Raw genomic sequence first — 22943 nt, 5'->3', positions numbered from 1 at the left:
CGGCCCAGGGCTGTCGATGGGCCCTCCATCCCGGGAACGCCTGAGACACGGACTTCGTTCGTCCCCTGCCGCAAGCGTCCTCCACGGTCGACCGGCCTTGGTTAGCTCAGGGGCGACGGGGGCCGGAGCACCCCCTTGCACATCTTTCCTGCGGGAAAGGGCTCCGTCCCCCGATCGGGACTCGACGACGATGAGGCAACTGTCCTAGAGGCTCGGCGTCTCGGTGGTGTCGCTTTCCGGCGCCGCGTCCTCCGACTCCCCAGACGGTTCCGATTCGCCGGCGTCCGAGGCCGCGTCCTCCCCGTCCAGCTCACCCCGGAGAAACTCGAGGGCCTTGTCGAGCTGCCGGTCGGGCGGCACCTCGCCATCGGCCTGGTCCTCCTCGACCACGCGCCGGGCGATCCGAGAGGTCACGTCCTTGCGACGCCGGGCCAGTTCCCACCGGACGTATTCCTCGGGCGAGAGCTCGATTTCCAATCCTTCGTCGGGCGAGACGCCCCACTCGTCCTCGTCGGTCATGTCGGGGAACTTGTGGATGTTCCCGCCCGACGGGCGGAAGTAGCTCTCGACCGTCAGCTTCAGGAAGCTCGCCCCGCCTTCGAGCGGGATGATGTTCTGGACCGACCCCTTGCCGAACGACCGCTCCCCCGCCACCTTCGCCCGCCCTGCGTCCTGCAGGCAGGCCGAGACGATCTCGGCGGCCGAGGCCGAGTGGCTGTTCACCAGGATGACCATCGGGAATTCGCCGTAGGTCCCGCTGCCGTTGGCCATGAACCGCCGCTCCCGGGTGTTCCGCCCCTTCGTGCTGACGATCACGCCCCCGTCGACGAACAGGTCCGACACCTCCACGGCCGCCGACAGCAGGCCGCCGGGGTTGGTCCGCAGGTCGAGGATCAGCCCACGCATCCCCTCGCCCTGGAGCTGCTCCATCGCCCGGCGGATGTCGGCCGCGGTCGTCTGGTAGAAGCTGCTCACGCGGATGTAGCCGATCTTCGCCTCCGGGTCGAGGAAGTACTCCCACGTGTCGTCGGCCCGGCGGTCCACCCCCAGCACGCTCTCCGAGGCGATCACCTCCCGGGTCACATCGAGCGTCTCCGACTTCTCGCTGCCCGGGTGCAGCACGGTCAGCGTCACCGAGGTCCCCGGGCGCCCCTGGAGCATCTCCACGGCCTTGTCCTGGGTGATCCCCTCGGTCGATTCGCCATCGACCTCCAGGATCAGGTCGCCGGCCAGGATCCCGGCCTGATAGGCGGGCGTGCCGATCAAGGGCGCCAGCACCTTCAGGCGCTTGCTCTTGGCGTCCACCTCCACCTGGATCCCGATCCCGCTGAAGCTGCCTTCGAACGTGCGCTGGAACGTCTTCCACTCCGACTCGCTGTAATAGGTCGAGTGCGGGTCGAGGTCCTGGAGCATCCCCTGCAGGGCCGATTCCAGCAGCTCGCGCCGCGAGACCTCCCGCACGTAATTCGACTCGACCTGCTCGACGGCATCGATGAACACGCCGTAGAGCTCCATCAGCTCGTCCTTCGAATCCTTCGAGTCACCCCGGCTCGTCTGCCAGCAGGCGATCGAGGCGAGGCCGACGGCCGCGATGGCCAGCAGGTTGCGTTGCGGCATGGGCCGGTATCCTCCTCAATGAGGGGCCGATCGGGTCGGTCGTTTGCGATCGCCGAGTGGCCGCCGATCATCCGTCGGGGGATCCAGGTGGTACTCAGCGCGACAGTCGAACGCTATAATCCTAGTCTTCGAAGGGCAGAACGGGCAAGCGGTCGCGAGAAGGACACGGAAGGATGCCGCATCGAACGAGGAGAATCATGCCCGACCTCCCCTTCCTGGCCGAGGCGGACATCGACCGCCTCCGTCGCGCCATCAACGGCTCGACCGAGGGGCTCTGGGAGTGGGACGTCCCGACCGGCATGGTCTGGTTCTCTCCCCGGACCAACCTGCTGCTCGAAGGCTCCCTGACCACGACGATCCCGCCCAACTGGGACGCCCTCCGCCGCCGGATGCACCCCGACGACGCCCCCGCCTTCGACGCCGCCCTGGCCGAGGCGACCACCCGCGGAGAACTCGACGTCGCCTTCCGCCTCCAGGCCGCCTCCGGCCCCCGTTGGTTCCGCGCCCGGGGGGCGCCACCCTCCGACGACCTGCCCATCCAGACCCTCGCCGGGTCGATCCAGGACACCGACGACCTCCACCGGACGCTCGACCGCAATGCCTACCTCACCGCGATCGTCGACGCCGACGACGATGCCGTGATCGGCGTCGATCGCGACGCGGTCGTGATCGCCTGGAACGGCGGGGCCGAGCGCCTCCTCGGCCGATCCTCCGGCGACATCCTCGGCCGGCCGCTCGCCGCGCTCGCCCCCTGGGTCCGGCTCGACCTCCTGCCCGACCTCCTGCCCCGGGCCTTGCGCGGCGAGACCATCTCCGGCCAGGTGGTCGTGCATCGCCGAGACGACGGCGACCGCCTGGAGCTGTCCCTCCGCATGGGGCCGATCCGGGACGCCCGAGGAGAGAGCGTCGGCGCCTCGATCATCGCCCAGGACGTCACCAGCCGACGCGCCATGGAACGCCGGCTCGTCTCCGCCGGCCGCGACCTCCGCCGCCGGAGCGACGAGCTGGAGCAGTTCGTCTACACCGTCTCGCACGACCTGAAGAGCCCGCTCGTCACCTGCACCGGCTACGTCGGCCTGCTGGAGGAAGACCTCGAGGCCGGCGACACCGAGTCGGCCCTCGACGCCGCCCGGCGGGTCCGCAACGCCGTCACCCGGATGAACCAGCTCATCGACGACCTGCTCGAACTGAGCCGGATCGGCCGCTCCGACTCCCCGCCGAAGTCCCTCGACCTGCCCCGGCTCGTCGGCGAGGTCGTCGAGTTCATGCGCCCCCGGTTCGAGGACCGAGAGGCCCGGCTCGACGTCGCCCCGAACCTCCCCGACCGCGTCTTCGCCGTCGACCGCGACCTGTCGCGGGCCCTCGAAAATCTCCTCGAAAACGCGCTCAAATATGCGTGCGAGCAGCCGGGCACGGTCGTCACCCTCGGCGGCCAGAACGAAGACGGCCAGGTCCTCCTGTTCGTCCGCGACACCGGCCCCGGGATCGCCCCGGAATATCATCAGAAGATCTTCGGCCTGTTCCAGCGGCTCGACACCGCCAAGCCGGGCACGGGGGTCGGCCTGGCCTCGGTGGCCAAGGTCGCCTCGGTCCTCCGCGGCCGGGCCTGGGTCGACTCCGAGTTGGGCCAGGGCTCGACCTTCTGGATCGCCTTGCCCGAGCAGCCCGATCCCGACGAGGACGGCGACGGCGAGGCACACGGCCCGAATTTCAGACCCTCGTGAAGCCTGACCATCCCTGCCGGCCCAGTGCCCGCGACCCGGCCCGCGCGTCGCGCCGCGAACCGCCGACGCGACGAGCAATCATCCCCCTCCCGCAAGGACCCCTCCACCGATGAGCCGCATGGTCAAGTTCCTGCTCGTGGAAGACGACGAGGACCACGCCGAACTCGTGAAGCGGAACCTCCGGCGTGCCCGGGTCGCCAACTCCGTCACCCACGTCCCCGACGGGGTCGAGGCCCTCGCCTTCCTCCGCCGCGACGAGAAGTATCCCGACGCCGAGCGGCCCGACGTCGTCCTGCTCGACCTGAAATTGCCGAAGCTCGACGGCCTCGAGGTCCTCGCCGCCATCCGGGCCGACGAGGAACTGCGCGACCTGCCCGTCGTCATCCTCACCACCTCCGACGCCGAGGCCGACCGCGAACGGGCCTATGAACATCACGTCAACAGCTATCTGGTCAAGCCGGTCGACTTCGAGAAGTTCCGCCAGATGGTCAACGACCTGAGCCTCTACTGGGGAGTCTGGAACGTCCTCCCGCCTCGGACCGACGAGTGAGCACCCCTCCATGGTCTCGCAACCCCTCCGCGTCCTGCTCGTCGAGGACGACCCCGACCACGCCGACCTGATCCGACGACACCTCGTCCGATCGCGGCCCAAGGGCCGGCCCGTCCTCCTCGAACACGTCCAGTGCCTCGCCGACGCCCGCCATCGCCTGGCCAGGGCCGACGAGCTGCACGCGCTGCTGCTCGACCTGGTCCTGCCCGACAGCCGACTCGGCCAGACCCTCGAGGCCGTCCTCGACGCCCGGCCCGAGCTGCCGGTCGTCGTCCTCACCTCGCTCGATGACCTCGACTTCGCCGCCGATGCCCTCCAGCGCGGCGCCCAGGATTTCCTCGTCAAATCCGAGATCACCGGCGAGATCCTCCTCCGATCGATCCGCTACGCCATCGAGCGCAAGGCCGCCCAGCGCCAGCTCCAGGACTACGCCGCCCAGCTCGAACGCCGGAACGAGGAGCTGCGACGCTTCGCCCACCTGATGGCGCACGAGGTCCGCAACCCCCTGAACGTCGTCTCGCTGAACCTGATGCTCGCCCGACGGGTGGCGGCCGATCCGGAGCGGCTGGCCGACGCCCTCGGCCAGGCCGAGGGCTCGATCCGGAGCCTCGGCGAGCTGGTCTCCGAGCTGCTCCGCTTCGCCGACGCCGAGAACGAAGAGCGCCGGGGCAACGAGATCGTCCCGATGGAGCGCGTGCTCTCCGACGCCCTGAACGTCCTCCGCGAGACCCTCCGCGAGGGCCGGGCCTCCGTCTCCAACGGCCCCCTTCCCGCCGTCCGGGGCCAGCGGATGCAGCTCGACCACCTGATGCAGAACCTCATCGGCAACGCCGTCAAGTATCGCGGCGACGCCCCCCCCGCCATCCGCATCGAGGCCCAGCCCGCCGACGCCGGCTTCGCCCTCTTCCGGGTCATCGACAACGGGCTCGGCATCAAGCCCGAGGACCGCGAACGGGTCTTCGAGATGTTCTGCCGGCTTCACCAGCCGACCACCATCTCCGGGACCGGCATCGGCCTCGCCTTCTGCAAGCGCGTGGTCGAGGCCCACGGCGGCCGGATCTGGGTCGAACCCTCCCCGATCGGCTCGGGCAGCGCCTTCTGCTTCACCCTCCCCTCGGTCGACGTCGCCGACCCCGCCGCCCCCTGACCGGGCGGTGGGTCGGTCAACGCTCCCGACCCAACTCCTCCAAATAGGCCGACGGAACCCGATCGGTCAGCCAGACCCCGTTGTCCGATCGATAAAAGACCAGACCGTCGGCCGCCATCCTCCCGGCCGCCACCCGCAAGACCACCGGCGACCCGTGCCGACGGCCGACCGCGACGGCCGTCTCCTCATCCCCCGAGAGATGGACGTGCTGCCTGCCCGAAGGCCGGAGCCCCTCGCGCAAAATCGCCTCCAGAAACCGCCTCGCCGTCCCGTGATAGAGCACCTCGGGCGGCGTGACCGGCTCCAGCCCCAGGTCCACCGCAATCGAGTGCCCCTGGCTCGCCCGGATCCGGAGCCCGTCGTCACTCAGGCGGAACCGCTGCTTGTCATTCGATGCAACGACCTCGACGATCAGCTCCCGGTCCAGGCGCGTCCCGTGCCTCCCGGCGCAAGCAATCAACTCCTCGACCGACGCCCAACCTCCCTCGTCGAGCGTCAGGCCGATCGATCCCGGCGCGTGCCGCAGCACGAGGCTCAGGAACTTGCTGACCCGAATCGACCGCGATGCCATCGTCGAAGGCCCTCCCACGATCGCCGACACGGGAGGACCCTCCTCGGTTCGCGCCGACGGTCAGTTGTCCCGGAGTGCCTCGTCGAGCCGATCCGCGAAGACAGGCTCCCGACACGTGAAGTTTTCGCAGACATAAATCGTCGTCTTCCCGTCCCTCGCCGGCCGATCGGTCAGCAACGGCACGATCCGGGCCGCCGCGGCCCGGTCGCCCTCCTCCGGGGCCGTCGGCGCGACGACCGCATGGGGCAAGAACCGGCCCCGGATGCGCCGCAAGACCTCGACCATCTCCCCCCGATCCTCCCCTGCCACCACGGCGATCTCCTTCGTCCGGCCGAGCAGGAAATCGAGCGCGATCAGGCTCTGCCCCGCCGCCGTCGGTGCCTTCTCCAGCACCAGTTTCACCGATTGAATCGTCCGCCGCGACAGGTCTTCCAGATCCGATCGCCCCGTCAACGCCGCCAGCCTCGCCAAGGCCGTCGCGGCCATCGCGTTTCCCGAAGGGGTCGCGTTGTCGTACGCGTCTTTCGTGCGGGTGATCAAGGTTTCGTGATCGACCCCCGTGTAGAAGAACCCGCCTTCCTCGGCATCGAAGAACTGGGCGATCATCACGTCCGTCAGTTCCAACGCCGAGGCAATCCAGCGCACCCGGCCCGTCGCCTCGTACAACCGCGTCAAGGCGTCGATCAGGTTCGCATGGTCATCCAAATACGCATTGAATTTCGCCTGACCATCCTTGAAGCTGTGCAGCAAGCGCCCCTCGTCCCCCCGCATCCGATCGAGGAGGAACCCCGCCGCCTTCTCCGCCGCGTCGAGGTAGCGATCGTCCCCCAGGGCATGCCCCCCGTCGGCCATCGCGGCGATCATCAGGCCGTTCCACGACGTGAGCACCTTCGTATCCTTCCCCGGCGCGATGCGTTGCTCGCGCACCGCCAGCAGCTTCGCCCGGTCCTCGTCCAGCTCGCGCCGCAGGTCGTCCACGTCCCGCCCGAGCGACGCCGCGACTTGATCGAGCGGCCTGGGCATGTTCAGGATCGTATGCCCTTCCCAGTTCCCCCGCTCGGTCACGTCGTAGACCGTCGCGAACGCCTCGGCCCGATCGCCCCCGAGCACCTTGCCGATCTCGTCGAGCGTCCAGACGTAATACTTCCCCTCCACCCCCTCGCTGTCGGCGTCCTCGGTGGCGTAGAAGCCCCCCTCGGGGTCGGTCATGCGGCCGAGCGTGTAGTCGAAGATCTCCCGGGCCACCCGGGCGAACTCCGGGTCCTCGGTGAGTTGATACGCCTCGATGTAGGTCGAGGCCAGCAACGCATTGTCATAGAGCATCTTCTCGAAGTGCGGCACCAGCCACTCGTTGTCCGTCGAATACCGCGCGAACCCGCCGCCCAGGTGGTCATAGATCCCCCCTCGCGCCATTTTCCCGAGCGTGTGCCGCACCATGTACAACGAGTGATCATCCCCCTTATGCAGATGCAATCGCAACAGCAATCGCAGGTCCATCGGATGCGGGAATTTCGGCGCCGATCCGAACCCGCCGTCCTTCGGCTCGAATGCCCGCTCCAGTTGCTTGAGCGCATGATCGAGCAACCCCGCGTCCAGCTCTCCCTCCGACGCCGGCACCCGTCCCGCCGCCCCCAGGTGCTCGGTCAACTCCTTCGCCGAGTTCATCAAGGCCTCGCGCCGGTCGGTCCAGGCGTCATGGATACTGGTCAAGACGCGAGCAAATCCCGGCATCCCCCTCGCGTCTCTCGGCGGGAAATAAGTCCCCCCCCAGAACGGCTTCCCGTCGGGGGTCAGGAAGACCGACATCGGCCAGCCGCCGTGCCCGCTCAATGCCTGAATCGCCGCCATGTAGATCTGGTCCACGTCCGGCCGTTCTTCCCGATCGACCTTCACGTTGACGAAGTGCTCGTTCATGATCCGGGCGATCGCCTCGTCCTCGAAGCTCTCCCGCTCCATCACGTGGCACCAGTGGCAGGCCGAGTAGCCGACCGACAGGAAGATCGGCTTGTCCTCGGCCCTCGCCTTCGCGAACGCCTCCTCGCCCCACGGATACCAGTCGACCGGGTTGTGCTGGTGCTGGAGCAGGTACGGGCTCGTCTCCCCGGCAAGGCGGTTGGCGGGTCGGTCGGCGGCGTGGGTCATGTCAATCGCCTCGTCGTCAAGGGCACAGACCTCATCCTCTCGGGCGATCGGGGCCGATCGAACCTCCGGGCGGGCCTTTTCGGGAAAAATCAGAAAGAGTCGCCTTGATTCGCCCCAGGCTCCGGGTCATTCTGAAGCGGCCTCGGGACGATCTCGATTATAAGCGGATCACGAGGCCCGGCTCGCCCCCTTCTCCGAATCGTCCGGGCCGGCCCCGTCTCGAGTCCTCGGTACGTCGTGTGCAACATTCGGGCCTCGGTCGACCGACGCCCCGGATCTCGGTTGCCCGACGTCCCGAACCGCCGGGATCGGAACCGAGCCGACCCCGGGATCGGCTCCTCGTCAATCAAGCCCTCAGGTCGAGCAGGTCGCTATGTCCTTCCGCGGTGTCTTCATCGCCGTCTTCCTCGGCACGGCCATGATCGTGGCCGCCTTCGTCGTCAACAGCCGGCGCCCGAGCGTCGAGGTCGCCCGCACCACCCCGGCCATGGTCAAGGCCACCGGCCGCTGTGCCCAGTGCCACGAGCACGAGACCGGCGCCGTCGTCCACGAATTCGAGATGAGCGCCCACGCCTCCGCCGGCCTCAATTGCATGGATTGCCACACCCCGAAGGAGGGCCAGGAGATCTTGCCGCACCAGGGGTTCGAGATCGCCAAACAGGTCACCTCCCTCAACTGCTCCGGCTGCCACCAGGACCAATACGACCAGTACCTCCGCAGCCGGCACGCCGCCCCCTCCTGGGCCGCCGTCACCGGGTCGAAGGACTTCACCGCCGAGCAGGTCGCCTTCGGCGAGCAGCACCACCCCGGCTGGGTCGACCGCGAGCCGAACGCCCTGGCCATCCTCCAGGGCCCCGCCTCGATCACCAAGGGGTGCCAGAAGTGCCACGACATCGGCAAGCCGAACGACGACGGCTCGATCGGCTCGTGCACCTCGTGCCACGCCCGGCACGTCGCCTCGGTCGAGCTGGCCCGATCCCCCCAGACCTGCGGCCAGTGCCACATGGGGCCCGACCACTCGCAGCTCGAAATCTACAACGAATCCAAGCACGGCGTCCTCTTCCACGCCCAGCGCCACCACATGAACCTCTCGGCCGACCCGAAGACCCTCACCTCGAAGGACATGCCCGTCCCCACCTGCTCCACCTGCCACATGAGCGGCATCGGCGACCGCCTCGACCCCACCCACGACGTCGGCGAACGCCTCTCGTACTACCTCTTCGCCGAGGTCTCCGACCGCCGCGACGACTTCCGCAAGAAGCAGATCGAGATGAAGGCGTCCTGCCTCGAATGCCACACGAACAACAATATCAGCACCTTCTACCGCGAGGCCGAGGCCGTCCTCAAGTCCACCAACTCCCTCGTCAAGCAGGCCCGAGAGGTCATGGAAGGGCTCCGCGAGGAAAACCTGCTCACCCCCGACCCCTTCGACGAGCCGATCGAGTTCCTCTACTTCGACCTCTGGCACTACTACGGCCGCACCGCCAAGCACGGCGCCTTCATGGGGGGGGCCGACTTCGTCCAGTGGCACGGCTTCTACGAGCTCGTCGCCAAGCTCGCCGAGATCAAGCACCAGGCCGCCGAACTGCGCGGGGAGGGCCAGCCGGATGCCGACTCATCCGACGCCGCCACCGACGCCGACTGACCCGGCCGCCGCCCCCACCTCGTCCCCCTGGTGGGCCCGTCCCCTTTTCTGGGTCGAGCTGTTCGCGGCCGTCAATTTCGCCGTCCTGACCCTCGACATCTACCTCGCCCACTCCATGAACCGCTTCGCCCACGCCGGCGAGTGGATCCCCTTTTTCTACTCCCTTGCCGCGGCTCCCGCCCTGGTCTTCTGCTGGCTCATCCAGGGCCGACTCTCCCCGCACCTCCCCGGCGACCCCCTCGACGACGGCCCTCCCCGCTGGCGACGCTGGCTCGCGCGATGGCTGGGGATCCTCGTCGGGGCGCTGGGCATCGTCGTCGGCGTGGCCGGGATGATCCTGCACCTGCAAAGCCATTTCTTCACCTCGCAGACGATCCACAACCTCGTCTACACCGCCCCCTTCGCCGCCCCGTTGGCCTACGCCGGGCTGGGCCTGCTCGTCATCCTCAACCGGACCGAGCACGCCCGCAGCCTCGAATGGGCCCGCTGGGTCGTCCTGCTGGCGATGGGGGGCTTCCTCGGCAACTTCGTCCTCTGCCTGGCCGACCACGCCCAGAACGGCTTCTTCTACCCCTCCGAGTGGATCGGGGTCATCGCCGCCGCCTATGCCGTCGGCTCCCTGATCGCCGTCGCCGCCTTCCCCGCCAGCCGATCGACCTGGCGCCTCGCCGTCCTCGTCCTGCTCGCCCAGTTCGTCGTCGGCCTCCTCGGCTTCCTCTTCCACCTGATCCCGAACCTCCGCGGCCCGATGCCCACCCTCTGGGAATCGTTCATCTACGGCGCCCCCATCTTCGCCCCCCTCCTCTTCGCCGACCTCGCCACCCTCGCGCTGCTCGGCCTCTGGGCCATCGCCCTCGCCTGCCCCGGGGTCGTCGGCCGTCCCCGCCACCGCCCAACCCTCGACGCGTCCCCCTCGTCTGCCCGTTCCTGATGCAATCCGGCCCGGTCCCGGTCTCTTCCCTCCCTGGAGGCCGGGACCGGCAAGCGCCCCCTCTTCACTTCAATTCGGCCAGATCGACCGAATCTCCCTCCCGACCGGCATCATCATTGCTCAATATCCTCCCGGGTATTCCCCACCGATGACACACCCGAGGAGACACGCTCATGGCCGCTCAGAAGACCCCCACCAGCCCCATTTCCGACCTGATGTACGACTGGATCACCGTCTTGCAGTCCAAGGCCGAGGGCCTGAACGCCTACGAGAAGTACATCGCGGACGCCAAGAGAGAAAACGCGCAGGAATGCGTCGAAATGCTCCAGAAACTCCAGGAGCAGGACATCCGCCAGGTCGAGGAAATCCGGGATCATCTCATGCACATGCTGTCCCAGCAGCAAGGCCAATGATCCCGGCCCTCCCGGCCCTCCGGCTCGTTCCTCAACGCCCCCTCGCCCCGTCGTCCTCCCCTCCCAGGGGCTGACGACGGGATCCAAGGGGGCCTTGTCGATCACAGACGTGATCAAATCTGAACCATCATTCCCATTCATTCGCCCGGGTTTCCTCGGGATCGTACGAGCCGCCCCTCCCGCCCGCCTCCTTCCCCGCCGCCCTTCAGATCGCCGCCGCTCGACGCTCCCAGCCCCGGATCAAGGCCGCCCGCTCCTCCGCCGTTGCCATCGCCACCCGGCTCGGCCCCGGCCGCTCGTCGTGCGTCCTGCCGTCGAGTTCCCTCCCCGCCGCCTTCTTCCTCACGCCGCCCCACTGCTTGAAGAAGAACGGCACCCCCGACTCCTTGCACTGATCGCGCAAGCCCCGCACCCAGTCCGCCTGCATCGGCCGCGCCCCGTGCCCGCTCTCCCCGCCGACGATCACCCAGTCAATCCCCTCCAGATCCACTGCTCCCAGATCTTCCAGCAACGGCTCCACCGAGAGAAACCTGACCGCCGCCGGCGTCTCCCTCAGGTGCTCGATCCTCGGCAAACCGTGCTTCCTGTTCTCGACGCTCACCCCCCACCAGATGTGCGCCTCCCCCGCGAACTCCCTCAATCCCCCGTTCAGCAACTCCCGCAAGCGTTCCGACCGCTTCGTCAGCACCTGAAACGTATGCCAGGGTGTCTCCCTCATCACCCCCGCCACCGCCCTCACATACTCCTCCGGCACATCCTTGTGGAACAGGTCGCTCATCGAGTTGACGAACACCATCTTCGGCCTCGACCACCTCAACGGCTCCAGCAGCTTCCCCGGGATCAGCTTCAGGTCGAACCCCTGCTCATACGGATGCCCCGGCACCCCCCGGAACCGCTCCGCGAACGTCTCCGCATAGCAATGCACGCACCCCGGGCTGATCTTCGTGCACCCCCTCACCGGGTTCCACGTCGCATCCGTCCATTCGATCTTCGAGTGATCCGCCATCCCGCCCCGCCTTGCTGGCCGCGACGAGGCGTTGCGGACCATGGCCCATCACGCCTCACCCCGGGAACTTCCCCCAGGACATCCTTCATCCTCTTCATGCGAGATTGTACCAATGGGAACCGCGCCGAGCCTCGCCCCGTCGTCGCGATCCGGCTCAGAACAGGCTCGCCACCGGCACCCGAAAGCCCGGCAGATGGGGCTCGGCGGTCAGTTCCTGGACCTCGTTGAACTGCTCCGGCGGCGTGTCGGGCCGGTAGGCCGTCACCGTCTTGAACCGCGGGTTGACGATCCAGACGATCGCGACCCCCGTTTCCAGGTACAGGACGATCTTCTCATCAATCTCCTGCTGCATGTCCGACGGCGACAGGATCTCCACCGCCAGCACCGGCGGCCCTTCGAAATAGGCCCCTTCCGGATTCCTCGCCGCCACCTCCGCCGACACATACGCCACGTCGATCCCCACCCCCGAATCCGGCTCGCGCTGCAAGACGAACCCCGCCTCCCCCGAAACAACCAGCCCCCTCGGCTCCGGTCGCGTATCAAGCCAGAGGCCAAGCACCTTCACGATCCGGCTCTCCACCGCGCTATGCCACCGGTTCCGACGGGTCATCTCCTTTTCCCAGACCTCTCCCCTGATGAGTTCCCGCCGCATCCCATCCTCGGGCAGCGTCAGGAACGCCTCGATCGTCATCCCGGTCGTGGTGGCGGCGCCGGCCATCATCGTTCCCCCCAGCAAACCCTTCGAAATCCCGGACTGGACTGCCCTCATCATCCACCCCACCCGCTCGCGGGACAAGTCGAGTGGGGCAGTTCACCTAGGCTGACGTGGGTGTGCCATCAAGGCCCCGAAACGTCCGCCGAGGCTTCATCGGCCCCGGCTCCGTCCGGTCGTGCTTCGCTCCGCTCCATCAGCGCATCGAGTTTCCTCTCCATCCTTCGGACGGCCTCTTCCACCTCCGACAGCGTCCTCCCCTCCGATCCCGGATCGCCCGGCGTCTCCCCCGGCGCATCCCAGGCGTGATCGTCAATCGGGGGCGGCCCCCCCTCCATCCAGCTCGGATCCCAGTCCATCCCGAACTTGTCGGCCAGCCTGGAGCGAGATTCAGACTCTCGCGCATCCCAGAGTTCCTGATACTGTTCCCACAACTGCCGTCGGCCCTCTTGCATGCGTCTCAGGGCCGGGTCGTTTGCGTTGCGAATGCGACTCTGGAGTTCCTCGATTCGACGATCGAACTTGATGAGCGCATCCCGCATATTCCGCACCTTCTCATCCGCCAGGAACCAATCCACGATCTTCTGCCGCGCGTCGACCTGCTCGGCCTTCCGGCCCACGAGGATGCGATCCCCCGGCTTCAGCGTGTAATTCGTCTCGGTCTCGCCCCGCTCGACGATCCCCTCCCAGTCGATCGGCAGGACCTCGGCCTCGCCCTCCCCTTCGCTCCCCCCGGCCGGGGGACGCACCAGGCGGATGTTCTTCAGGTCGGCCGTCGGCAGGAGGCCATTGGCATAGTTGATCGCGTCGAGGACCGTATCCCGGCCGGTGACGTGGAGTCGGCCCGGCACGATGACGTCGCCCTGGATGTAATAATTCTTGCTGTTATAAGTCGTCACATCGACGAAGACGCATTTCGAATCCCGAGGGTGTATCATCATGTACTCGGACGTCCTCGGATTGACCTCGATCAATCCGAGCGCCGCGTCGGCCAGGAATCGGCGAAGGTGGAGGACCACCTTCTCCTTGATCTCCATCGGGGTCAGCCCCTCGACATAAAGCTCACCATAGAAGTCGAGCGACACCCTCCCGTCGGGCCGGACCAGGCGTTCCCCATTGATCGGCCGACCCGGCAGCGCCTCCAGGACCTCGATGCGGATCATGTCCGGCGGCTCCACCACGTACTCGGGCGGAGCATTCTCGGCACGCTCCCGATCCCGAGGTGCCTCGGGCGATACCCACTCCGGAGGCTCGGGCAATCGGCCCTCCTCCCGATCCGCCTCGGGGTTCCGCCTCCCGCCGATCTCGGGCAGCACGTCGTTCTGATCGAAGGGTGATCTCCTCGGTGGGAGATCGAAGGGACCATCGCCTTGCCCCGCCGGTGGTCGATCCGCTTCCCCCTCGGCCCGACGCGGTTCCTCGGGTCGAGACTGATCAAGCGGAAGTCCCTCGCTGGGCCGCTCCGCGGGAGGTGAATTCAGCCGATTTCTCTCGGCGGTCAGTTCCAGCTCAAAGCGTTCGAGTTTGGTTATGGTGCTCGTGACCATGTCGAACTTTGCGTCGAGTTCGGCCTTCCTGCTCTGCAACACCGTTAGTTCTTCGCGGTATTTGGGGATCAACCTTCCCTTCAAATGTTGAATTTCCTTGTCGAGCGATGCGATCCGATCCGCAACAGCCTCACCTTCCTGGGCGACCTCTTCAAGAACGGTCGGCAACACCACCCCTTCCTCAGCGGCGGCATCCGCCTCGGGGTTTCGCTCGCGGCCGCGATCGAGCCGAATAGGGTGGTCGAAGGGCGATCGTTGGATCGGCGAATCGCCAGGGGTCCCCGTCCGACGCCCGGCAGGCGGCCGTTCCGGTCGGTCGTCAGAGTCGGCCTGAATATTCTGATTGGCCTGGCCGACCATCTCACGAAGGGTGTCCCATCGGTCGGAGATCTGGTCCTCCAGCTCGGCTTGCTGTCCCTGCAGATCGGCGAGCCGTGCGACAAGCTGGTTGAGCTCGTCCTCAACCCGGCCGATTTCCGCCCCGGATAAGAAGAGCTGAACTCGTGGATTCACGTCTTCTTGACCTGGTGCGGCAAGTTCCGGGTCCGCGCCCATGACCGGGTCTTTTTCGGAGATTGGACGCGTCCCGGCCCCATCGCCCGGGCTGGCAATCGCAACCGCCCCGCCCTCGGCCGAGTCCTCTCCCGATCCTCCCCCAATTCCTTCCGTCAGGCCCCCGACCGCCGCGACCGTCACCCCCAGCGAGAGCAACGCCACGCCCGCCCCTTGCACCTTCGCCCATGCCATCATCGTGAGTGCTCCTTCCGCAAGAGTGACCACCGCCCCGGAACCGAACGCCCCCAATCCCGCCACCCCGGCCGATCGGAAGGTGTCCACCGCCACCACCCGGACCGTCCGGGCGATCAAGGCCGCCGGGACGACCGGCAGCGGGTCGGGCGAGACTCCCCGACGACTCAATCGAACGCGAAGCAAGGCCCGGGCCCGGGCCAGGCGGACCTTGATCGTCCCGCTCGGGCGCCCGAGCGCCGCGGCGGCCTCGTCGATGCTCCGGCCTTCCAGGTGGCACAGCTCCACCGCCCGCCGGTAGTGCTCCGGCAACCCGGCGACCTCGCGGCGAACGAGGACCGCCCGCTCCCGGGACTCCGCCGCCTCGGTCGGCCCCAGGGCCGTCGACGCGACCTCAGGCACACCCGACCCGCGACCGTCCGGCCGCCGCACCGCCTGGCGCTGCGCCTTCCCGGCGACCTTCCGCGCCACCCCCCGCAGCCACGGGCCGAGCGATCCGTCCCTCACCCGGACCGATCTTGCCTTCCTCGCCAGCACGAGGAACGTCGCCTGGAAGGCATCCTCCGCGTCGGCCGGGTCCGGGAGCACGCGACGACAGACCCCCAGCACCATCGGCCCATGCCGGGTGACGATCGCCTGAAAGGCCGCCTCGGCCACCGCGCGGTCGTCCCGCGTGACGAACCGATCTAACAGGTCCTCATCCCCCAGGCCCGCGACCGTCCCCCCCCGGTAGATCGCGCCAATCTGCCGGATCACGTCCCCCGATAACCGCCTTCCCATCCGGCCGCCCCCTTCATCCTGGTCCACCCCCCCCGCCGGGCTTCGCGCCGGGCGTCGAGGGTCGTGCTCGCTCCTCCTCCTGCTATGCCCGCTTCTCCCCTCCCGGTTTCAGGCAATGCGGCCCGATCCTTCGCCCCATCCCGGAAATCTTCCCGATTCTCCCATTTTGGCTGCCCAAAATCACGATACTAATGCATGACCGACGTTCCCTACCGGACCTTCCACCCAATCCGGGTGGGTTGTTCCCGGGTGTCCACCATCGTGTGAGGGTGAAAGGTCCCCTGCCTTTTCCCGACCCCATCGCCAACCGGTGACCGATCCGAACCTCCTCCCTTGAGCCGATCCTCCTCGAAATCCAACACCCAATCACCCACACACCCAAGCGCGCTCATCGTAGTTCTTTGATAATCTGCACGAGAAGCCCCTCCCACGATCCCTCCTGCTGCGAACGGTGGGCGCACCGTGACGGAGCGAACCCATTTTTCGGTCGTAACTCGTTGTGGCGTCAACGATTCGTCTCCGGCATTTCAGCGCACCGATCCGCGCACTGGCCGTACCGAAGCCGTTGCGAGCCATCCCTCCGGCAGGGCGTTCCCCCCGATTGAATGGCAGCCCCCGGAGCGGAGCATCCCCCGGCCACTTCCCCGGGCGCACCGCGACGGAGCGAACCCATTTTCGCGACGTAAGTCCTTGGCACGCCTCAAAGTCGCTCGGCGCATCGGCGCGCACCGGTCCCGTCCCGAACGCCGTCAGGCCGGCGCGTCGCTCGCGGCGGGAAGCTCGATCAGGAAGCAGGCGCCGGGGGCATGATCGGACGGGGCGAGGCGGAGGGTTCCCCCCTGAGCCCGGATCGAGTCGGAGGCGATCGCCAGGCCGCGGCCGCGTCCGGCCCCCTTGGTCGAGGTGCCGGCCTGGAACAGGCGGGGGGCGATGGCGTCGGGGACCCCGGGGCCGTTGTCGCGGACCCCGATCCGGACGAGGGTGCCCTCCCGATCGCTCGACAGGCTGATCCGGGGGGCCGCGCCGGACGGGGTCGTCGCGGTCGCCTCCAGGGCGTTCTTCAGGAGGTTGACCAGGGCATGAACGAGCAATCGCCGATCGGCCCGGACGACCAACCCGAGCCCCTCGGCCGAGGGGCGATCGACCGAGGCCGAGGCCGACTCGATCCGGGGGCCGAGCAGGGTCAGGGCCTCGTCGATCGCCTCGCCGACGGGCAGCGGCACCGGCTCGACCGGCAGGGATGACTGCTTCAAGTACCCGTCCAGCTCCCGGACGGTCAGGGCGATGTACTGCGAGCAGACGCTGATCTGACGGGCCACGTCCCGGGCGATGTCCGAGCCGGTCCGCAGGTCCACCTCCGGGTCGAGCCCCTCGTCGGCCAGGCGACGCTCGAAGGCCCGCCGGACCCGGTTGACCTTCGACGCGTCGATCCCCGCATCGATCAGGGCGTCGGCCAGGGCCTCGGGCAGGCGGTCGATCAGCCGGTCGAACTGGTCGAGGTGGTCGGCCAGGTTCCGGCGCTCGTTGGCCAGGACGAAGACGACGTTTCCCAGCTCGTGGCAGGTCCGGTCGGCCAGATCCAGCGTCGCCCGCTGGGCCGACTCGCGGGCCGCCCGGTCGCTGAGGATCCGGACCTGGAGCACCATCGCCAGCAGGCAGAGCAACGAGTACCCCGACAACCCCAGCACCGCCAGCAGGAGCCTCCGATACGACGTCTCCAGCTCCGACAGCGCCTCCTCGACCAACGCCCCCGGCCGATAGCCGACCACCAGCCGCACCGCCGGCCCCGCGCCCGAGGAGGCGTCGAGCAGGACCAGCCGCCGCTCCTCGGCCGGGATGCCCGGCATCGGCGGCGTCAGGCTGACCCACGAGGCGACCGGGGGGTCGCGGTCGAGCAGCAGTTCCAGCCGCTCGACCGCCACGACGGCGAACCGGGGGTCGCGCAGTTCGGCCGACCCGCCGAGCGCCGCCAGGGCCTCGCGGACCCGACCGAGCACGACCGGGTCGCCCGGCTCCGATCGCCAGGCGTCGGCGTAGTCGGGCAGGGTCCGGCCGACCTCATCCACCGGGGTCGCCCGTGCCCACGACTCGATCGCCCGCTCCGAGACCTCCCGGCCGGTCCTCCGCAGCAGGTCGTACTCGCGGGCCAGCACGATCAGGCTGAACCCGAGGGCCGCGACCGAGACCACCCCCACAATCATCCCCGGCGCGCCGAGCGTCTCCACCGGTTTCCGGGTCGCGAGGGCCAGGCGATGGGCAAGGGACATCGGGCAACCGTCCGGGCCGAGGAGCCGTCCATCGAGGTCCCGCGACTCAGGCCATCACCAGGCCGAGCACGCCCCCGAGGCAGAACCGCACTACCATGATTTTGCACCAGTCTACCGGGTTCCCCCCCTTTGCGGAGGCCCCCACCGGCCCCCGATCGCTCGCCCGGGCCGGGGCCCCCTCAGCGGGTCGCCCGGTGATCGTCGACCGGGACGGCCCCGGCCAGCGATCGGCGGGATCGGGGCTCGCCCCCCAGGTCCTCGACCCGGGGAGGCCCGAAGGCGAGCACGTCGGACCGGCCCGGCACGATCGCCAGCACATGCCCCAGGTCGGTCGCCCGGCGCTCTCCCGACGCCTCGAACGCCAGCGACCGGCCGAAGGCGGCCGGGTCGTCGGCCGACAGGTCGAGCCTGGCCAGGGCCGAGGCCAGGTCGGGCGGCGGGCCGGCTTGATCGAGCACCCGGGCCAGGGCAGCGATGATCTCGGCCGGGATCTGCGAGGCCCCCAGGTCGGCGGCCTCCCCCGCCCCCTCGACCTCGATCTCGGGCAGCGTCCCCGACGAGACGCACCAGACCGGCAACGTGCAGCGGCCGGCGAGCGTGGCCAGCGTCGTCCGGCCGATCCCGTCGCCGCAGAGCACCTGCAACCGGTCGAGCACCCGGGGGCCGATCGGCCCGGAGCGATCGACCAGCGCCCGGATCATCCGGCGGGTCGGGCTGCCTTGCAGCGGCAGGACCGCCCAGACCGGCCCCTCTCCCGAGGCCTCGGCCACGAACCGCCAGATGCGGTCGGCCTCCTCCAGCTCGGCCGGCCCCGGCCGGTCGTCCGAGCCGACCAGCCCGGGAGACGACAGGTCGAGCCGTCGGATCACCACCTTCGCCTCCGGGGCGACCAGGCCGATCGCCCGCTCGAACCCCTCGGCCAGGTCTCTGGAGTACGGGTCGTTGCCGTCGACCATCAGGACCGCGCCGACCGGCTCCCCCTCCTGCCCGGAGACGACCCGGGACACCAGCTCCGCCTCCTGCCGGTTGTTCGGGCAGAAGCGGAAGGTCCGGCCCGGGTACAGGTCGAGCAGGGGCAGCGACGCCGCCCCCGGCCGATCGACCCGGACCGTTGTCGCCCAGGGGACGAGCAGGACCGGGTCCGGCCGCAATCCCGAGCCCCCGCGATGATCGACCGCCTCGTGCAGCGCCTCGGCCAATCCGGCCGTCAGGACCGTATTATTGGAACCGAGGAACGCCAGGGGCGCGATCGGCCGGTCGATCAGGCGGTTGACCCGATCGCGGGTCGTGACCACGCCCCCGCCTTCGAACCAGGAGAGCCGGACCTCCCGGCCGTGCTCGGGGGTCCGGAAGGTGATCGTCTCCAGGTCCTCGACCACCTCGCCGAGCAGCCCACGAGCCCGGCAGAGGGCGACCCCCTCGCGGATGTCGGCCCAGTCGGCCCGCTCGGGCAGGAAGACGGCCACGTCCACCACGCCCCCGGCCCGGCGATCGGCGCCGGAGGAGTCACCCCGGTAGGTCAGGGCATAGCCCATCCAACCCACCAGGGCCAGTCCGCCGATCAGCAGGAGCAAGGTTCCGGCTCGGCTTCGGAGGGGCATGGCTCGGGCCTCGATCAGGGAGGAAAGGAAGGTCCCAGGTCCAACGGTCCCGGCTCGATCGCCCTGTCGCGACCCACCCCGGAAATCCGTTTCCTTCGGCTCCGCAAGCATAGGGCAGGAGTCGTGCCGATGACGCGGGCCCCGGGCGGCGGTAGCCCCGGCAGTCGTCCCAACCTCCTGGCAGCGTTGGACGTTGGGAGACGACGTCCCTTCCGGGGCCGTTCGGCACATTTTCTGAGGCCGGCCGACCGACGCAAGGTTTCTGGCGTCGGCACCCGAATCCTCACGGCGGGCCGTCCGAGGACTGGCCCGATCGACGGCCGGAGCCCGATCATCGGCTTGCCCGGTGGGGGCACTGTTTCTTAGAGTTTGATGAGTGGGCCCGCCGCGGTCGGCTCGGCCCGCGATTCCTTGAAAGGCAGCAAGGCATGGGGACTCGGATCGCAAGCATCTCGGGACTTCGAGGGATCATCGGCGACGGGCTCGACCCGGTCGACGTGACCGCCTTCGCGGCGTCGTACGCGGCGGAGGTCGTCGCCCGGTCGGGCAAGGAGGCCCCCACGATCCTCGTCGGCCACGACGGCAGGCGGTCGGCCGAGATGATGCTCGGGGCGGTCCTGTCCGGCCTCTCGGCCTCGGGTTGCCACGCCAGGGCGCTCGGCCCGGCCATGACGCCGACGGTCGGCTTCCTGGTCCGGGAATCCGGGGCCGACGGCGGCATCCAGATCTCCGCCTCGCACAACCCGGGCGATTACAACGGCCTGAAGTTCTTCCAGGCCAGCGGGGCGGTCCTCGGCCGGGACGAGGGGCGGGCCATGCTCGACCGCTTCGAGCGGCGCGACTTCCGCTGGGTCCCGTTCGATCGCCTCGGCCGGATCGAGCGTGATTCGGGAGGCCAGGAGGCTCACGCGGCGAAGGTCCTCGGGCTGGTCGATGCGGCGGCGATCGCCGGGCGGCGGTTCCGCGTCGTCGTCGATGCCAACCACGGCGCGGGGGGGCGGCTGGCCGCCCGGATGCTCCGGCAGCTCGGGTGCGACCTCCGCCTGCTCGGCGGCGAGCCCGACGGCCTCTACGACCACACCCCCGAGCCGACCGAGGAGAACCTGAGCGAGGTCACCGCCATCATCCCGGCCATCGGGGCCGACGCCGGCTTCGCGCTCGACCCCGACGCCGACCGGCTGGCGATCATCGACGAGACCGGCCGTTACATCGGCGAGGAACTGACGCTCGCCCTCTGCGTCCGGCACCGACTCGGCCAGCAACGCGGGCCGGTGGTGATGAACCTCTCGACCTCCCGGGTGGCCGAGGAGGTCGCCCGGGGGTTCGGTTGCGAGGTGATCCGGACCCCGGTGGGTGAGATCAATGTGGTCGAGGGGATGCAGGCGTCGGAGGCCGTGATCGGCGGCGAAGGCAACGGCGGGGTGATCGACCCGAGGATCGGCTGGGTCCGCGACTCGCTCGTCGGCATGGCCCTGGTGCTCGACCTGATGGCGACGGCCGGCAGGCCGCTGTCGGCTTTGGTCGACGAGCTGCCGAGGTTCGCCATGCTCAAGACGAAGTTCCCGACCGGCCCGGAGCCGATCGCCGCGATCCTCGACCGCATCGCCGCCGCCCACCCCGAGGCGAAGGCCGACCGGCGCGACGGCCTGCGGCTCGACTGGCCGGACGCCTGGGTCCACGTCCGGGCGAGCAACACCGAGCCGATCATCCGGGTGATCGCCGAGGCCGACCGGCTCGACCGCTCCCGGGGCCTGGCCGAGGCGATCGGCGGCCTCGCGGGCGGAGAGGGGAGCGCATCGTGAACTGGCCGAGCTTCGACGATCCCCCCTCGATCGCTTTTCTCGATGTCGACGGCACGCTCCTTGCAGAAACCACGTCGTACCTGTACGGGAAGCTGCTCCGACGCCGCGGGATGATCGACAAGTCGCTGCTCTTCCGCGCCGCCCTGCACGGGTTCCGGCACAAGTTCGGCCGGCTCGACTACGGTCGGCTGCTCGAGTACGGCCTGCGGCTGATCCGGGACATCCCGCTGGTCGAGCTGGAACGCGCGGCCTATGAGAATTTCAAGGATCACGTGAAGCCGAGGCTGTATGAAGGGGTGGTCGAACACCTGAATCAGCTCCGGTTTTCCGGCACCCCGCTGGTGCTGGTGTCGTCGTCCCCGTCGCCGGTGATCGCCCCGCTGGGCCTCTACCTGGGTTGCACCGACATGCTGACCACCCCCTTTCGGGTCGAGGACGGGAGGATCGCGGGCCTCGGCCCCGGCCCGGCCTGCTACGGCGAGGGGAAGCTGTACTGGGCCGAACGATGGGCCGAAGAACGCGGGATCGACATGGACTTGGCGGTCGCTTACGCGGATAATTGGAGCGACCGGGCCTTGCTGCAGCGCGTCGGACGCGCCGTGGTGGTCCATCCCGGGCGGAAGCTCAGGAGGCTCGCCCTGCAGGAAGGCTGGACGATCGTGACCCCCAGGCGTCCCCGGCTCGATCGCCGGCCCCCCGAGGGGGATTGAACCGTCAAACACTCGGGCAGCAAGCCCCATTGAGTTCCCGGGAAAAGCTGGACGAGCGAGCCAGATTGAGCGGTCAGGCCGTCCGATGGATCCGAGGACGGCTCAAGGGACCGCGACGGTCGCACGACGCGGCCCCCTTGATCGGATCGAGGAGGAGTTGAGCGATTGATGAGTGATTCACCCCAAAGCCCTCCCATGCCGCAGCCGAGGTCGACGCCTCCCAGCCCGACCCCGGCCCCGAGTCGGAGCATCCGCCAGTCGGCCCCGGCCATGACGGCCCTGGTGATCGGCCTGGCCGCATTGACGGCGAACGCCCGGGAATCGGACCTGGTCCGCGACATCCAGCGGTACTGCACCGTCTGCTGGAAGAATGCGCACCTCGACCCGAGCCTCTGGGACGACTGCACGCAGGAGGTCTGCGTCCGGTTGCTGGGCAAGGCCCGCGACGGGCAGCTCGATTTGAACCTGGTCCTGGCGGACGACACCCCCGAGCGTCGCGAGCTGGTCCGGGCCATCGACATGGTCCGCAAGCGCGTCCAACGGTCGAAGAAGTACCAACCGCTCGACGAGACCGCCCCGAGCTTCACCTCGGACGACGACCGCAATCGGCTGGAGCTGGGGGAGATCCTGGAGGCCGCCCGCCGCGCCGTGCTGTCTCCCCGGCAGGACCGGATCGTCGAGCTCTGGACCCGGGGCTGGACCGTCCCCGAGATCGCCGAGTCGCTCGCCCTGAATCCGGCCCGCGTCAGCGACGAGAAGTACAAGGCCCTCCGCAAGCTCGAACGCCATCTTGCCGGCCGTCGAGACGAGCTGGATCTGCCCTCGGCGGATGAGCAAGACGAGTTCGTCCGGTTCGTCGGCTGATCCGTCGACCGATCGGTCCTCGGTCGCGGCCCAAATCCCTCGTCGTTCTCGGGACGGTCGGCGAGGGAGGTCGTTCGTTCGTGCGGTTCGGCCGGTCGGGCGGAGGACGGACGGCACGGGTCCGGAGCCACTGGGGGGCGCCGTGGCCGTCGATGACGTCGGCCTGC

17 protein-coding genes are annotated in these 22943 nt (G+C 68.8%); 9 read left to right on the top strand and 8 right to left on the bottom strand.

Annotated features, from left to right (window positions below; translation table 11 throughout):
* Window positions 1–204: 204 nt before the first annotated feature.
* Window positions 205–1617, bottom strand: coding sequence for a S41 family peptidase (locus AB1L88_RS00170; protein WP_367094600.1), 1413 nt, complete (start codon window positions 1615–1617; stop codon window positions 205–207).
* Between the two features lie 197 nt (window positions 1618–1814).
* On the opposite strand from AB1L88_RS00170, the gene AB1L88_RS00165 reads away from it, so the two are divergent.
* The 3 genes from AB1L88_RS00165 to AB1L88_RS00155 all read left to right on the top strand — a co-directional run bounded on the left by AB1L88_RS00165 (window position 1815) and on the right by AB1L88_RS00155 (window position 5038).
* A complete protein-coding gene (locus AB1L88_RS00165; protein ID WP_367094599.1) occupies window positions 1815–3341 on the top strand; it encodes an ATP-binding protein in 1527 nt (508 codons plus the stop codon).
* 109 nt (window positions 3342–3450) lie between these two features.
* A complete protein-coding gene (locus AB1L88_RS00160; RefSeq protein ID WP_367094598.1) occupies window positions 3451–3891 on the top strand; it encodes a response regulator in 441 nt (146 codons plus the stop codon).
* A gap of 10 nt (window positions 3892–3901) precedes the next feature.
* Window positions 3902–5038, top strand: a complete 1137-nt coding sequence (locus AB1L88_RS00155; RefSeq protein WP_367094597.1) for an ATP-binding protein — start codon at window positions 3902–3904, stop codon at window positions 5036–5038.
* Between the two features lie 16 nt (window positions 5039–5054).
* Here AB1L88_RS00155 and AB1L88_RS00150 read toward each other — a convergent pair whose 3' ends face one another.
* Both AB1L88_RS00150 and AB1L88_RS00145 read right to left on the bottom strand, forming a co-directional pair.
* On the bottom strand, window positions 5055–5609 hold the full coding sequence (locus tag AB1L88_RS00150; RefSeq protein ID WP_367094596.1) for an RNA 2'-phosphotransferase: 555 nt from the start codon (window positions 5607–5609) through the stop codon (window positions 5055–5057).
* Between the two features lie 60 nt (window positions 5610–5669).
* Window positions 5670–7751 (bottom strand): thioredoxin domain-containing protein, encoded by a 2082-nt coding sequence (locus tag AB1L88_RS00145; protein ID WP_367094595.1) that lies wholly within the window; start codon window positions 7749–7751, stop codon window positions 5670–5672.
* A gap of 373 nt (window positions 7752–8124) precedes the next feature.
* On the opposite strand from AB1L88_RS00145, the gene AB1L88_RS00140 reads away from it, so the two are divergent.
* The 3 genes from AB1L88_RS00140 to AB1L88_RS00130 all read left to right on the top strand — a co-directional run bounded on the left by AB1L88_RS00140 (window position 8125) and on the right by AB1L88_RS00130 (window position 10740).
* On the top strand, window positions 8125–9396 hold the full coding sequence (locus AB1L88_RS00140; RefSeq protein ID WP_367094594.1) for a multiheme c-type cytochrome: 1272 nt from the start codon (window positions 8125–8127) through the stop codon (window positions 9394–9396).
* Window positions 9359–10327 (top strand): hypothetical protein, encoded by a 969-nt coding sequence (locus AB1L88_RS00135; protein ID WP_367094593.1) that lies wholly within the window; start codon window positions 9359–9361, stop codon window positions 10325–10327. The genes AB1L88_RS00140 and AB1L88_RS00135 overlap by 38 nt, the downstream gene beginning before the upstream one ends.
* Window positions 10328–10500: 173 nt before the next feature.
* Window positions 10501–10740 (top strand): hypothetical protein, encoded by a 240-nt coding sequence (locus AB1L88_RS00130; RefSeq protein WP_367094592.1) that lies wholly within the window; start codon window positions 10501–10503, stop codon window positions 10738–10740.
* A 205-nt stretch (window positions 10741–10945) separates the two neighbouring features.
* Here AB1L88_RS00130 and AB1L88_RS00125 read toward each other — a convergent pair whose 3' ends face one another.
* The 5 genes from AB1L88_RS00125 to AB1L88_RS00105 form a co-directional block, all read right to left on the bottom strand.
* Window positions 10946–11746: a phage Gp37/Gp68 family protein gene (locus tag AB1L88_RS00125; protein WP_367094591.1), complete on the bottom strand. Its 801-nt coding sequence runs from the start codon at window positions 11744–11746 to the stop codon at window positions 10946–10948.
* Between the two features lie 154 nt (window positions 11747–11900).
* Window positions 11901–12467, bottom strand: coding sequence for a Uma2 family endonuclease (locus AB1L88_RS00120; RefSeq protein WP_367094590.1), 567 nt, complete (start codon window positions 12465–12467; stop codon window positions 11901–11903).
* 116 nt (window positions 12468–12583) lie between these two features.
* Window positions 12584–15532, bottom strand: coding sequence for a sigma-70 family RNA polymerase sigma factor (locus tag AB1L88_RS00115; RefSeq protein WP_367094589.1), 2949 nt, complete (start codon window positions 15530–15532; stop codon window positions 12584–12586).
* Between the two features lie 749 nt (window positions 15533–16281).
* A complete protein-coding gene (locus AB1L88_RS00110) occupies window positions 16282–17799 on the bottom strand; it encodes an ATP-binding protein (protein ID WP_367094588.1) in 1518 nt (505 codons plus the stop codon).
* 179 nt (window positions 17800–17978) lie between these two features.
* The gene (locus tag AB1L88_RS00105; RefSeq protein WP_367094587.1) at window positions 17979–19400 is read right to left on the bottom strand and encodes a hypothetical protein; all 1422 of its coding nucleotides are present in this window, start codon (window positions 19398–19400) and stop codon (window positions 17979–17981) included.
* A gap of 428 nt (window positions 19401–19828) precedes the next feature.
* On the opposite strand from AB1L88_RS00105, the gene glmM reads away from it, so the two are divergent.
* The 3 genes from glmM (at window position 19829) to AB1L88_RS00090 (ending at window position 22776) form a co-directional block, all read left to right on the top strand.
* Complete coding sequence (glmM, locus tag AB1L88_RS00100; protein ID WP_367094586.1) at window positions 19829–21202, top strand: phosphoglucosamine mutase; 1374 nt, start codon at window positions 19829–19831, stop codon at window positions 21200–21202.
* Window positions 21199–21912, top strand: a complete 714-nt coding sequence (locus tag AB1L88_RS00095) for an HAD-IB family hydrolase (protein ID WP_367094585.1) — start codon at window positions 21199–21201, stop codon at window positions 21910–21912. Before glmM ends, AB1L88_RS00095 begins: the two co-directional genes overlap by 4 nt.
* 168 nt (window positions 21913–22080) lie before the next feature.
* A complete protein-coding gene (locus tag AB1L88_RS00090) occupies window positions 22081–22776 on the top strand; it encodes a sigma-70 family RNA polymerase sigma factor (RefSeq protein WP_367094584.1) in 696 nt (231 codons plus the stop codon).
* Window positions 22777–22943 lie beyond the last annotated feature (167 nt).

Source organism: Tautonia sp. JC769 (assembly GCF_040717455.1).
In the GTDB taxonomy this organism is placed as follows: Bacteria; Planctomycetota; Planctomycetia; order Isosphaerales; family Isosphaeraceae; genus Tautonia.
Note: the sequence above shows the minus strand (reverse complement) of the source record. Positions and strands in the feature narration are given on the sequence as shown.